Source organism: Lutibacter litoralis (assembly GCF_014646675.1).
Classification (GTDB): Bacteria; Bacteroidota; Bacteroidia; order Flavobacteriales; family Flavobacteriaceae; genus Lutibacter; species Lutibacter litoralis.
Map to the genome: position 1 here is coordinate 103,941 of NZ_BMNS01000001.1, position 13,548 is coordinate 117,488.

The 13,548-nt window shown below is 29.1% G+C and carries 11 protein-coding genes; 7 read left to right on the forward strand and 4 right to left on the reverse strand.

Going from position 1 to position 13,548, the window contains the following annotated elements:
- Window positions 1-93: 93 nt before the first annotated feature.
- The gene (locus tag IEW75_RS00470; RefSeq protein WP_134248080.1) at window positions 94-705 is read right to left on the reverse strand and encodes an FAD-dependent oxidoreductase; all 612 of its coding nucleotides are present in this window, start codon (window positions 703-705) and stop codon (window positions 94-96) included.
- Between the two features lie 10 nt (window positions 706-715).
- On the reverse strand, window positions 716-1,297 hold the full coding sequence (locus IEW75_RS00475) for a MarC family protein (protein WP_134248081.1): 582 nt from the start codon (window positions 1,295-1,297) through the stop codon (window positions 716-718).
- 88 nt (window positions 1,298-1,385) lie between these two features.
- Between IEW75_RS00475 and IEW75_RS00480 the strand changes: the two genes are divergently transcribed.
- From IEW75_RS00480 to IEW75_RS00505, 6 genes are all read left to right on the forward strand, one after another.
- Entirely contained in the window at window positions 1,386-1,952 is a 567-nt protein-coding gene (locus IEW75_RS00480; protein WP_134248082.1) for a DUF3109 family protein, read from the forward strand.
- A gap of 290 nt (window positions 1,953-2,242) precedes the next feature.
- Window positions 2,243-3,214 carry a ribonucleotide-diphosphate reductase subunit beta gene (locus tag IEW75_RS00485; protein ID WP_134248083.1) on the forward strand — a complete coding sequence of 324 codons (972 nt, stop codon included), beginning with the start codon at window positions 2,243-2,245 and terminating at the stop codon, window positions 3,212-3,214.
- 239 nt (window positions 3,215-3,453) lie between these two features.
- Window positions 3,454-5,835 carry a ribonucleoside-diphosphate reductase subunit alpha gene (locus IEW75_RS00490; protein WP_134248084.1) on the forward strand — a complete coding sequence of 794 codons (2,382 nt, stop codon included), beginning with the start codon at window positions 3,454-3,456 and terminating at the stop codon, window positions 5,833-5,835.
- 378 nt (window positions 5,836-6,213) lie between these two features.
- Window positions 6,214-6,861, forward strand: coding sequence for a hypothetical protein (locus tag IEW75_RS00495; RefSeq protein WP_134248085.1), 648 nt, complete (start codon window positions 6,214-6,216; stop codon window positions 6,859-6,861).
- 255 nt (window positions 6,862-7,116) lie between these two features.
- Complete coding sequence (locus tag IEW75_RS00500; RefSeq protein ID WP_134248086.1) at window positions 7,117-9,381, forward strand: inorganic phosphate transporter; 2,265 nt, start codon at window positions 7,117-7,119, stop codon at window positions 9,379-9,381.
- Window positions 9,382-9,508: 127 nt separating this feature from the next.
- Window positions 9,509-11,284, forward strand: a complete 1,776-nt coding sequence (locus tag IEW75_RS00505) for a Na/Pi cotransporter family protein (RefSeq protein WP_134248087.1) — start codon at window positions 9,509-9,511, stop codon at window positions 11,282-11,284.
- A 27-nt stretch (window positions 11,285-11,311) separates the two neighbouring features.
- Here the strand turns inward: IEW75_RS00505 and IEW75_RS15975 are convergent, their stop codons facing one another.
- Both IEW75_RS15975 and IEW75_RS00515 read right to left on the reverse strand, forming a co-directional pair.
- Window positions 11,312-11,425 (reverse strand): T9SS type A sorting domain-containing protein, encoded by a 114-nt coding sequence (locus IEW75_RS15975; RefSeq protein WP_158283784.1) that lies wholly within the window; start codon window positions 11,423-11,425, stop codon window positions 11,312-11,314.
- 161 nt (window positions 11,426-11,586) lie between these two features.
- Entirely contained in the window at window positions 11,587-12,918 is a 1,332-nt protein-coding gene (locus tag IEW75_RS00515; protein WP_134248088.1) for a deoxyguanosinetriphosphate triphosphohydrolase, read from the reverse strand.
- 226 nt (window positions 12,919-13,144) lie between these two features.
- Between IEW75_RS00515 and IEW75_RS00520 the strand changes: the two genes are divergently transcribed.
- Window positions 13,145-13,474, forward strand: coding sequence for a carboxypeptidase-like regulatory domain-containing protein (locus IEW75_RS00520; protein ID WP_158283785.1), 330 nt, complete (start codon window positions 13,145-13,147; stop codon window positions 13,472-13,474).
- Window positions 13,475-13,548: the final 74 nt, after the last annotated feature.

Genomic DNA, 13,548 nt, shown 5'->3' on the forward strand with positions numbered 1-13,548 from the left:
ATTTATTAAAATGTCATCGCGGGTGAAGCGAATCGATCTCTTTAATTAAAAACCCTATTATTTTAATAAAATAATAGGGTTTTTAGTTTACTTCTATTCAATAACGTCGTGAATCATAGTATGATTTCCGTTATTCCAAATAGTTAAAATATCTGTGGCTACTTGAGCACCACTTCCTGCCGCAATTGCATATTGACTTCTCCATCCAGCTAAAACACCTGCAACAAAAATTCCCTCAGTTACTAAATGATTGTTGTTTATTAACATAATTTTTTCCTTTTGTGGAGGAATACTTTTATGCGGAATAACATATTGCATTAATCCTTCAATATTAAACATATTTGAAGGCCCAATTGCAACTACAATTATTGAGGCTGTATATTCATTTTTATTGGTTTTTACAGTAAAATTTGGTGATTCCCCTTTTATAGAAACAACTTTTTCTTTCGCTATTTGGGTAACATGAGGAAAGTCTTCTGCTAATTGATGTAGACCGATATTAAGAACATCAGTTCCTTTTGTTCCTTTTTTAAAACCTAAAACATTGTTTAATTCGGCATTATTTAAGGCTGAAGCTTTTTGATGGGTAATAATTCCAATTTTTTTTCCTTCAGCAAAAGGTTTTCCAATTGCAGAACCTAAAATTAAAGCACTCGATAATCCAGCAGCACTTCCACCAATAATTAAAACATCAAAAGTTTTCATACTAAAAAATTTAAGAAATTAAACCCTGAATATTAGAAGCAAATAATTTTACAGCAATAGCTAAAAGAATTACTCCAAATACTTTTCTAATAATTAAAATACCATTATCTCCAATAAACTTTCCTAATTTATTTGAAGTTTTAAGCACTATAAACATAAAAATCAAATTAATAATAATTGCTATTAAAATATTAATAGTTTCAAACTCTGCACGTAAAGAAAGTAAGGTTGTTAAACTTCCTGGCCCAGCAATTAAAGGAAATGCTAAAGGAAAAACAGAAATTGTACGAGCATTTGTTTCTTCTTCTTTATATAATGATACGCCTAATATCATTTCCAAGGCAATAAAAAATAAAATAAAAGCACCTGCTACTGCAAAAGAATTTACATCAATTCCAATTAAGTTTAAAATACTTTTTCCTAAAAACAAAAAAGCAATCATTATTATTCCAGCAATAATTGAAGCCTTTTCAGATTGAATATTTCCAAATTTTGCACGTAAATCAATAATAATTGGAATATTTCCAATTACATCAATAACTGCAAATAATATCATTGTTGCAGTTAGTATTTCTTTAAAATTAATTAACATTCTAGTTCTATTTAAATTAAGGTTGGCAAAAGTAGATAATCCTTTAATATTAATAACAAATTTAGTTTAAAAAGTTTATTTTTGCCGAATGTTTCAATTAGGAAAAACCATAGTTTCAGAAGATATTATCGAAAAAGATTTTGTCTGTAATTTAAATGCCTGCAAAGGCAAGTGTTGTATTGATGGCGAAGCTGGAGCACCATTAGAAGAGAGCGAACTTCAAATTTTATTGGATATTTATCCAAAAGTAAAACCATTTTTAAGAGAAGAAGGCATAAAGGCTATTGAAGATCAAGGGTTGTTTATTACCAATGAAGGTGAATATGAAACAACTTTGATAAATGATAAAGATTGTGCTTTTGTAACTTTCGATAAAAGTAATACAGCAAAATGCGGAATTGAAGAAGCATATAATCAAGGTTTAATTAAATGGAAAAAACCAATATCTTGTCATTTATATCCTGTAAGAATTATGGATTACAGCGAGTTTTCTGCTGTAAACTATCATAAATGGCCAATTTGCGATGATGCTTGTGTTTTAGGAAAAGAACTACAAGTGCCTGTCTATAAATTTGTGAAAGAAGCCTTAATTCGAAAATTCGGTAAAGATTGGTATGCCGAATTAGAAAAAGTTGCAGAAAACCATAAATTCTAAGCTACATATCTAACTTCATTTTTGTAAATAGAGTTTCAAAAAGAATATTGTTAGGCTTTACTGTACAACCTCAATAGAACCGTGTATTCATCAATAAATGCGACATGTATACATTTGATTTTCAGCTTTAAAGACTAATTAATCGTTTATTGCAAAATACCGAGAATGTTAAAAACTTATTGGGAAATGTGGATAAGTACTCCTTTCATTTTCATTAATTTTTTACAATCTTTGTTTTTCTCGTTACGTAGAAAACTACAACTATAAAAACTAAAAAAACAAGAACTAAAATGTCATTTATTGAACCAATTTTGCAAGAAAATAAAGATCGCTTTGTAATTTTTCCTATTCAACACCAAGATATTTGGGAATGGTACAAAAAACAAGAAGCTAGTATTTGGACTGCAGAAGAAATTGATTTACACCAAGACGTATTAGATTGGGAAAATAAATTAAACGATGATGAACGTTATTTTATAAAACACGTTTTAGCTTTTTTTGCAGCTTCCGATGGAATTGTAAATGAAAATTTAGCAGAAAATTTTGTTAGTGAAGTACAATATTCTGAAGCAAAATTCTTTTATGGATTTCAAATAATGATGGAGAACATTCATTCTGAAGTGTATTCATTATTAATTGATACCTATGTTAAAAATGAAGTTGAAAAAAACGAGTTATTTAAAGCTATTGAAGTATTTCCAGCTATAAAATTAAAAGCTGACTGGGCTTTAAAATGGATTGAAAGTCCAAGTTTTGCAGAACGCCTAATCGCTTTTGCAGCTGTTGAAGGAATTTTCTTTTCAGGTAGTTTTTGTTCAATCTTCTGGCTAAAAAAACGTGGATTATTACCAGGTTTAACATTTTCTAACGAGTTAATTTCTAGAGACGAAGGCTTGCATTGTGATTTTGCCGTACACTTACACAATAACCATATTGTGCAAAAAGTTCCAAAAGAACGTATTACAGCAATTTTAGTTGATGCACTTGATATTGAACGTAAATTTATTACAGAATCACTTCCGGTTAGTTTAATTGGAATGAACGCAAAACTAATGACACAATATTTAGAATTTGTAACCGATAGATTGCTTATGGAGTTTGGTTGCGATAAAGTGTACAATGCTTCAAATCCGTTTGATTTTATGGAAATGATTTCATTAGAAGGTAAAACTAACTTCTTTGAAAAACGCGTTTCAGAATACCAAAAAGCTGGTGTAAAGTCTGGAGGAACTGGAAGTATTAGTTTCGATGCTGACTTTTAAATAATTACGAACTACGTTTACACAACGTGTATTCGAACCCCGAAAATAATAAATAAATACCACTGTCATTCTTGTGTAATCACTGAGCGGAGTCGAAGTGCAAAACAGGAATCTATATACGTTATAAAATAGGTTCCTGCCTACGCAGAAATGAGAAAATTGATAAATATAAAATAACAAGAATTTACACTACGAAGCAATTCTTAATTCGTAATTACAAATTCATAATTAAATAAAATATGTTTGTACTAAAAAGAGACGGAAGAAAAGAACCTGTGATGTTTGACAAAATTACATCTAGAGTAAGAAAAATGTGTTATGGCTTAAATAACTTGGTAGATCCTGTAAAGGTTGCAATGCGAGTTATTGAAGGCTTATATGATGGTGTTACTACTTCCGAACTCGATAATTTAGCCGCAGAAACTGCTGCTACAATGACCGTACAACATCCAGATTATGCTCGTTTAGCAGCACGAATTGCAGTGTCTAACTTACATAAAAATACGAAGAAAACATTTTCTGATGTTATGACGGATTTATACAATTATGTAAATCCAAGAACTGGTAAAAAAGCACCATTATTATCCGAGGAAACTTATAAAGTTATTCAAAATAATGCTGCAAAATTAGATTCAACTATAATTTATAACAGAGATTTTGGATATGATTATTTTGGTTTTAAAACACTAGAGCGCTCGTATTTATTAAAATTAAACGGAGTAATTGCTGAGCGTCCGCAACATATGTTAATGCGTGTTGCTATTGGAATTCATCAAAATGATATCGATGAAGCCATCGAAACCTACGAGTTAATGTCTAAAAAAATATTTACACACGCTACTCCTACCCTTTTCAACTCTGGAACACCAAAACCTCAAATGTCCTCTTGTTTTTTACTACAAATTCAAGATGATAGTATAGATGGAATTTATGATACATTAAAACAAACTGCTAAAATTTCACAATCTGCTGGTGGAATTGGCTTGTCTATTCACAATGTACGCGCAACAGGCTCTTATATTAGAGGAACTAACGGAACTTCTAATGGAATTGTGCCAATGCTAAAAGTGTATAATGATACGGCTCGTTATGTAGATCAAGGTGGTGGAAAAAGAAAAGGCTCTTTTGCTATATATATGGAACCTTGGCATGCAGATGTTTTCAACTTTTTAGACTTACGTAAAAATACTGGAGCTGAAGAAAATAGAGCCCGAGATTTATTTTACGCTATGTGGATTCCAGATCTATTTATGAAACGTGTTGAAGAAAACGGTGACTGGACGTTGATGTGCCCAAATGAATGTCCACATTTATTCGATACATATGGAGATGAATTTGAAAAACTATATACAAGTTACGAAAAAGTAGGAAAAGGACGCAAAACAATTAAAGCCCGTGAACTTTGGGAAAAGATTTTAGAAGCTCAAATTGAAACAGGAAATCCGTATATGTTGTATAAAGATGCAGCAAACAGAAAATCGAATCAAAAGAATTTAGGAACCATTCGATCTTCAAATTTATGTACTGAAATAATGGAATATACCGCAAAAGACGAAGTTGCTGTTTGTAACTTAGCATCTATTGCAATTCCAATGTTTGTTGAAGAAAATAAAGAAGGTGAGAAATTTTTCAACCATCAAAAACTATATAAAGTAACAAAAAAAATTACGCGTAATTTAGATACAGTTATAGATCGTAACTATTATCCTGTAAAAGAAGCTGAAAATTCTAACTTCCGTCACAGACCAATTGGATTAGGAATTCAAGGATTGGCAGATGCTTTTATCATGTTACGTATGCCTTTTACCAGTGATGAAGCTAAAAAATTAAACGAAGAAATTTTTGAGACAATTTACTTTGCTGCAGTAACTTCCTCAATGGAAATTGCAAAAGCAAAAGAACCATATTCTACATATGAAGGTTCACCAATGTCACAAGGAGAATTTCAATTTAATATGTGGGGAGTCTCAGAAGACGATTTAAGCGGACGCTGGGATTGGAAAACACTTAGAAAACAAGTATTGGAAAACGGTGTTAGAAATTCACTTTTAGTAGCGCCAATGCCAACAGCATCCACTTCGCAAATATTAGGAAATAATGAAGCTTTTGAACCATATACTTCTAATATTTATACACGAAGAGTTTTAAGTGGTGAGTATATTGTAGTAAACAAACATTTACTAGAAGATTTGGTAGAATTAGGTTTGTGGAATAATGAAATGAAAGAAAATATTATGCGTGCCAATGGATCTATTCAACATATAGATGTTATTTCTCAAGAGTTAAAAGATTTGTATAAAACTGTTTGGGAAATGAGTATGAAAGATATTATAGATATGTCTCGCCAAAGAGGTTATTTTATCGATCAATCACAGTCGCTAAACTTATTTATGCAAGACGCAAATTACTCTAAATTAACATCTATGCACTTTTATGCTTGGAAGAGCGGTTTAAAAACTGGAATGTATTATTTACGCACAAAAAGTGCCGTAAACGCCACACAATTTACGGTGTCTAAAGAAAAGAAAGCCGATGAAACGCCATTAAGCCCAGAAGAATTAAAAGCCATGTTAATTGCCTCACAAAACAATCCAGATGATTGTGAAATGTGTGGATCATAAAACAAATACAAACTAATTGTTAATATCTTGTGAATAAGAATCTTCGGTAAAATAATATTCACGAGTAATTTTTATGATATTTGACCAATTAATATTTTGTTCTTAAATAAGCTATTTACAATGGTTAATAAAACGATTAAATAGTCAACCCAATAATTGAGCCTCATTTTTTTTAAAATGAGGCTCTTTTTTTGTTTGTTATAGTACTGCCATTTTAAATTTTGAGTGTAAAAATATTTCTTGACAATTGTCATACTATCAACTTATAATATTTCTTATATTGTACAATACCAAAACTTTAAAAATTAATTTAATGATACATCTAAAGCAATCTTGTTTATAGTTTGAGATTTTGGTACCTAATTCAATATTAATATTATGAAAAAAATTGCGATCGTAATTTTAATTACAATTTCAAGTGTAAGTTGTAACGACAATAGCAAAAAAATTGATTACGGAAACATTTTAAATAATTGCTTTTCAGAGAACGAAATAGCCATTTTAAATGAGGTTTGTAGCCTATTTGAGGCTAAATTAACTGAAAATTATCCAAAAGAACCTATTGCAATTAAATACAAACTTTATTTAAAAGATATAAGTGAATTAAACGAACCAACCGGCTTCATAAAAAATTCATCAAATACTCTTTTGGACAAATTAAAAAACTCTAGTGTGTTTGATAAAATTTGGATTAAATATTCAGCCACTTATTATGAAGATGATTCATACGAAATTCAGGTAATAACCAACTTTAAAAACACCGAAAACGATACAGAAGAAATCCCAAAAGATTTTTATATTACCAATCCAAAAGGAGCATACATAGGGTGTTTATTAAAAAATCAGAAAAATATTTTTATTGAGGAATATTTACTAGCCATAAAAGATATTGGTGAAATAAGTCCACAAATTTTAGCACAAGGTTTATTTGAGTCTTTGACTGAGGCAGACTATGATGACAAAACAGTTAGATTAATAATTGCACTAAATTTATTTTATGAGATGGAACTTAACATTTCGGAATAAAATAATGAGATAATCAAATACAATATTCTAAGTATCAACTGTACTATCAAAATTAGAATACTAAAAACTTCTCTTTTAAACTAATCTAATCAAAAAAAGTTAGTAAATTTAAAGTGTAAAATAGATTTTAAAATTCTTACAGAATAACTTAAAATTGTTCTTAACATTAAGTTAACATTAAATTAACATTGGTAACATTAATTTAATATTTGCTGTATTAATAGAAAGTATTTTTGCAACGTTAAAAAAAAACACATGGGAGATATTTATATTTTAATGCTAGTAGCACTTACAATATTAGCTATAATAGATTTAGTTGTAGGTGTAAGTAATGATGCCGTTAATTTTTTGAACTCAGCAATTGGTTCAAAAGCTGTTAATGTAAAGACTATTTTAATTATTGCTAGTATTGGTGTTGCTTTGGGGGCAATTACCTCGAGTGGAATGATGGAAGTTGCAAGAAAAGGAATTTTTAATCCTTCTCAATTCTATTTTAATGAAATTATGTTCATTTTTATGGCAGTTATGATTACTGATATTTTACTATTAGATGTCTTTAATTCATTAGGAATGCCAACTTCAACTACAGTTTCAATTGTTTTTGAATTGTTAGGTGCGGCTGTTGCAATGGCATTAATTAAAATATCGAATAACGGAGAAGACCTTTCCGAAGTTGGAAAATATATAAATTCTGCTACTGCACTGTTAATTATTTCAGGAATATTGTTGTCAGTTTTTATAGCATTTACTGTAGGAGCAATTGTCCAATTTTTATCGCGCTTATTATACTCTTTTCAATTTGATAAAAAAAGAAGCTATGTAAATGCCATTTTTGGAGGATTTGCAATTACTGCAATTACCTATTTTATATTTGTAAAAGGAATGAAAGGAACACCCTTTTATGATGATGTAAAGCATTTGGTTGAAGGTCGCACACTTGAAATCATTCTATATGGCTTTGTGTTTTGGACTATATTGTCGCAATTATTAATAATGCTTTTTAAAGTAAATATTTTAAAATTTATAGTTATAATTGGAACGTTCTCTTTGGCAATGGCATTTGCTGGAAACGATTTAGTAAATTTTATTGGTGTACCAATTGCAGCCTTAAATTCTTGGCAAGAATGGAGCAGCCAAGATCCAGCTAATTTTTTAGCAGCAAATGAGTTTTCAATGGGGATTTTAGCTAAAAAAGTACCTTCAAACCCTTGGCTGTTATTAATTGCAGGTGGAATTATGGTAGTTACACTTTGGTTTTCTAAAAAAGCAAAAACTGTAATTGAAACAGGAATTAATTTATCTAGACAAGGTGAAGGGCACGAAAAATTTCAGCCAAATGCGGTTTCAAGAACTGTAGTTCGTGGTGCAATTTTGTTTAGTAAAGGTTTAGGAAAAGTTATTCCTCCTAAAACATTGCAATGGGTTGATTCTAAATTTCAAAAACCAGTTATTGAATTGCCAAAAGATAAATCCTACGAATTACCAGCATTTGACATGGTAAGAGCATCTGTAAATTTATTTGTTGCCGGTATTTTAATTTCCATAGGAACCTCATTAAAACTTCCATTATCTACAACTTATGTAACTTTTATGGTGGCAATGGGTACTTCTTTAGCAGATAGAGCTTGGGGAAGAGAAAGCGCTGTTTATAGAGTGGCTGGGGTTTTTAACGTAATTGGTGGATGGTTTTTAACAGCACTTTCTGCTTTTATGGTTGCTGCAATATTTTTATATATTATTTATTTAGGAGAAATTGTTTCAGTTGCTGTTTTACTTATTGTTGTGCTGTTTTTACTTGGAAGAAGTTCTGTAAGACACACTAAAAGAGCAAAAGAAAAAAAAGAAAAAAGGTATATGGAACGCGCTGAATTAATTACAATTAATGAAGTTGTTAACGAAAGTTCAGACCATATTTCTGAAGTTGTAAAACGTGTAAATAAATTATATACTAATGTTGTAATTGATTTGTCTTCTCATGATTTAAACAAGCTTTCTAAAACTGAAAAACATGTACGAAAGTTAAATAAAGAGGTAAACGAACTAAGAGAAGAAGTCTTCTATTTTATTAAATCATTAGATGACACCTCTGTTAAAGCCAGTAGATTTTATATTTTAATTTTAGGTTATTTACAAGATATAACGCAATCTATTGAATATATTTCTACCACAAGTTACAAGCACGTAAATAACAATCATAAGCAATTAAAACCTTCATCTATAGAAGATTTAACCGCAATTAATAGTAAGTTAAAAGTGCTATTTAATAAAATTGAATTAGATTTTACTGAAAAAGATTTTGATGATTTATCTAATATTATTGATGCAAAACAAGAAATATTCGACTATGTTTCCGAATCTATTGATAAGCAAATTGCTAGAATTAGAACAGAAGAAAGCAGTCCAAAAAACTCATCATTATATTTTGGAATATTGCTTGAAACTAAAGATTTAATTTCTGCATTAATGAGTTTATTACAACTATTTCACGATTTTCATATTCAGGAAAAAGCAGCAAAATAATTATTATTAATTTATAATATGATAAAGCCTTCAATTTCTGAAGGCTTTTTTTTATAAATTATTTACAGTAAGTTTACAATTGAACAGTTTTAAACTATTTTTTTAAAATTACCATTAAGTTTTATTTATGATAAAAAGACTTTTGTTTTTACTTATATTAATTGCACTTGTAATAATTTTATATTTCAACCCAAATTTTGAAACAATAGCTGCAGGTATAGCCATATTGCTGTTTGGAATGATTTTATTAGAAGAAGGTTTTAAGGTGTTTACCAGAGGTCCACTTCAAAATTTCTTAAAAAAGGCAACGGATAAATTATATAAAAGTATTACAGCTGGAGCATTTGTTACAACACTTATGCAATCTAGCTCTTTGGTTTCTGTAATTACAATCTCTTTTATTAGTGCGGGCTTAATTAGCCTTAGCGGAGGTATTGGATTAATTTTTGGAGCAAATATTGGAAGTACTACAACCGCTTGGTTGGTTGCTGGTTTTGGATTAAAAATTAAAATCTCGTCTATGGCAATGCCCATGATAATTTTTGGACTAATTTTTTCTTTTCAAAAATCCAGTGCTTTAAAAGGAATTGGCAATGTGCTTGCTGGTTTAGGGTTTTTCTTTCTAGGGATCTTTTTTATGAAAGAAGGGTTTGATGTTTTTAGTACACAAATAGATTTAACCCAATACGCAGTTTCAGGTTATTTAGGCGTGTTAATTTATACGGTTATAGGTATAATTATAACAATTGTATTACAATCTAGTGCCGCATCTTTAGTGCTGGTATTAACAGCTTTAGCAGCTGGACAGATAGAATATGAAAACGCTTTAGCTATAGCAATTGGAGCAAATGTTGGCACAACCATAACCGCAGTTTTAGGTTCTTTAAAATCTAATATTGCTGGAAAAAGACTGGCCGGTGCACATCTAATATTTAATATAATAACTGGTTTTGTTGCTTTAGCATTTATTTATCCACTTTCTAAATTTGTAGATTATTTTTCTGCTTTAGTAAATATTTCGCAAACAGATTATACCTTAAAATTGGCATTATTTCACACAACTTTTAACATTATTGGAGTAGTAATAATGATACCTTTTATTAAAAAATTAGAAAGCTTCTTAATAAAATTCTTTAAAGAAAAAATAGTTAAAGATATCGATGAACCTAAATATTTAAATGAAGCTGTATTAAAATTTCCAGATGCCACAATTTCTGCACTGGTAAAAGAAACCAAATATTTATATAAAAATGCTGTTTTTGAAATTGTATCACACGCATTAAATATTCATAGAGAAGACATTATCTCAGATATAAAAATTAACAAAATTATTAAAAAATCAACAAGAAATTTTAATATTGATATTGATAAGTTGTACTATAAAAAATTCAAAAATATCTATGGTGAAATTTTAAGATTTGCGACAACAGCGCAAAACGACCTAAAATTAACTAAAAAACACAATAAATCTATTACCGATATTAAAATTTCCAACCGAAAAATGGTTGAAATTATAAAAGATGTTAGAGAGCTAAATAAAAATTTAACTATGTCTTTAACTTTAGACAATAAATATTTACTTAGTGAGTACAACGATTTTAGAAAAAAAATAACTCAAGTTTTACGTGTAATTTATTTGTTTAGAACTGAAGAAGAAACCGAAAAATATGCCGAAAAATTAGAAGAATTAAAAACAAAAGCGAAAGAAAATATTAGACAAAGTAATAAATCTATAGATAAATTAATTCGTAAAAATTTAATAACAGCAGAAATGGCTTCTTCTTTATTTAATGACTATTCAAATGTAAATGACATTAACAAAAAGCTGATTGAAGTTGCTGAATTACTTTATGGAAATAAAGATTCTTTATTTGAAAATAGTGAAGATAAAAATAATATCTAACTTATAAAGTTACATTTTAAAATTATATTATAATGAAATTTTTTTAATAATTATTTTTGTTCCTTGAGCAGATTCAGTACTTAGCTTTAAAATATAAACACCCGAAGCCAGTCCGTTAGTTATAATAGTTTTTATTTCCACATCCCCTCGTAATATTTATTAGGAGGTAAACCTTTTGCTTTGTGTTCTTTTTTGGGGAGGTTTAAGGTTTCGTCAAAAGGACTATTATTTAAAAAAGGTATGCTTTTCTCTTAAAGTTAAAACATCATCATTAACATCCAACTATTTTTTTCTAAACAAAATTAACCATTTATTTTTTTATGCAATTGTAATGCAAAACCATCAGTTAAACTTGCAACAAAGCCACAGATAGTCAAAACCCTCATATACAGAGTCTCTTTTGGGATTTGTATACTTTCAGGTAATAAATTAATAATTAATTTATCGTAATTAGAAAGTGTATTCTCAAATTTATTATTAGTAGCTGTTAAAAAAACATCTAACAATTTTGAAATTATAGAATATCCTACCAACTCCTTTTCTATAACTTCTCGGCTTCTATAAATTTTTTCTACACTTAACTTAATAATGTCGTTTATTTGAGCTTCGTACTTGCATTTTTCTAAAAGTGAATATGGGTAATCTCCATTTAAGATAGCTGCCTCATTCTCTATAAATACTTTTGTTGCTTCAGTTATTAAGGTTCCTATTGCTAAAGCACGTAAATAACTTAATCGGTCTTTTTTATGTTTTAACTGATAATATTTTTCGGAATTGATAGTGTCTTTTACTAATTTTATTAAATTTTCTAAAGCAAATTCTTCCTCAATTAAACCTAAATTAATCCCATCTTCAAAATCGATAATTGTATAGCAAATATCATCGGCGGCTTCAACCAAATAAGCTAAAGGATGTCTTTTAAAAGCAATATTTCCATTGCTACCCGTTGCTATTAATCCCAAATCTTTAGCAACATCATCAAAAGCATTTAGCTCAGCTTGAAATATTCCATATTTTTTATCTCCAATATATGCTGTTGGTTTTTTTGGTAAAGATTCTTTTGGATATTTTATAAAAGCACCCAACGTTGCGTAAGACAAACGCAAACCACCTTCAATTCCTTGCTTTGTCTCGGTTAAAATTCTAAATCCGTTGGCATTTCCTTCAAAATCAATTAAATCTTGCCATTGTTTATCTGTAAGTTGTTCTTTAAATTTTTTGCCATTTCCATTAATAAAATATTCTCCAATTGCTTTTTCACCACTATGTCCAAAAGGGGGGTTTCCAATATCATGAGCCAAAGCAGCTGTAGCAACAATGGCACCAAAATCGTTCATTTTGTATCCTAAATCTGTTAATTCAGGATGTTTTTCTAGTACTTTTTCACCAACAATTCTACCTAATGAACGCGCAACAACACTAACTTCTAAACTATGTGTTAAGCGGGTATGTACAAAATCTGTTTTTGATAATGGAACAACCTGAGTTTTATCTTGTAAACTTCTAAATGAATCAGAAAAAATAATACGGTCATAATCTACTTCAAAACCTAAGCGGGTCTCATCTTGTAGATTTCTAAATCTTTTTTGTGTATCCCCATATCTCTTTAAAGATAGTAGTTTATTCCAGTCCATTATCATTTTTTATAGTTTGGTGCAATATAACTAATAATTTATATTTTTTTCTATTCAAACAATATTCAAAATTAACAATTACCTTATAAAACCATAATACACGCTTAACTATTATTTAACCTTGAGATGGTTTATTTGCATATAAATAATTATAAGTGTTATGAGGTTTTTTATTATTACATTTTTCTTTTTTATAAGTCTCCAAAATTTTGGACAATCATTAAAAATGAGTTCTCTAATTGATAACTGCAATAGAAACGGAGAAATAGAAGGGGCTGTGTTTGATGGTGAACATGAAAATGAGCCTTTAATTTTTGCAGAAGTATTTGTAAAAGAAACAAATATGACAGTAGTAACTGAAATTGACGGTTCTTTTAAACTTAGTTTAAAACCTGGAAGATACTCTTTATTATTTAGTTTTATTGGTTATAAATCTATTGAAATTAAAAGTATAGAGGTTTCCTCTAGTAGTACAATAAAACTGAACCAAATATTAAATGCTTTAAAAATTGAGTCATCAATTTCAGAAGTCAGTCTTATTTCAAAAGTAAAATAGCTAACATTAATTTAACAGTATTATTACAGTTAAATAACCGCTTTTTAACTTTTCGTTTACCTTACTACTCTTCC

Excerpts from the sequence above, each read along its gene's own strand:
- IEW75_RS00520 (WP_158283785.1), top strand. The coding sequence starts at position 13,145 with ATGAGTTCTCTAATTGATAACTGCAATAGAAACGGAGAAATAGAAGGG.
- IEW75_RS00475 (WP_134248081.1), bottom strand. The coding sequence starts at position 1,297 with ATGTTAATTAATTTTAAAGAAATACTAACTGCAACAATGATATTATTT.
- IEW75_RS00480 (WP_134248082.1), top strand. The coding sequence starts at position 1,386 with ATGTTTCAATTAGGAAAAACCATAGTTTCAGAAGATATTATCGAAAAA.
- IEW75_RS00490 (WP_134248084.1), top strand. The coding sequence starts at position 3,454 with ATGTTTGTACTAAAAAGAGACGGAAGAAAAGAACCTGTGATGTTTGAC.
- IEW75_RS00505 (WP_134248087.1), top strand. The coding sequence starts at position 9,509 with ATGATAAAAAGACTTTTGTTTTTACTTATATTAATTGCACTTGTAATA.
- IEW75_RS00515 (WP_134248088.1), bottom strand. The coding sequence starts at position 12,918 with ATGGACTGGAATAAACTACTATCTTTAAAGAGATATGGGGATACACAA.
- IEW75_RS00470 (WP_134248080.1), bottom strand. The coding sequence starts at position 705 with ATGAAAACTTTTGATGTTTTAATTATTGGTGGAAGTGCTGCTGGATTA.
- IEW75_RS00495 (WP_134248085.1), top strand. The coding sequence starts at position 6,214 with ATGAAAAAAATTGCGATCGTAATTTTAATTACAATTTCAAGTGTAAGT.
- IEW75_RS00500 (WP_134248086.1), top strand. The coding sequence starts at position 7,117 with ATGGGAGATATTTATATTTTAATGCTAGTAGCACTTACAATATTAGCT.
- IEW75_RS00485 (WP_134248083.1), top strand. The coding sequence starts at position 2,243 with ATGTCATTTATTGAACCAATTTTGCAAGAAAATAAAGATCGCTTTGTA.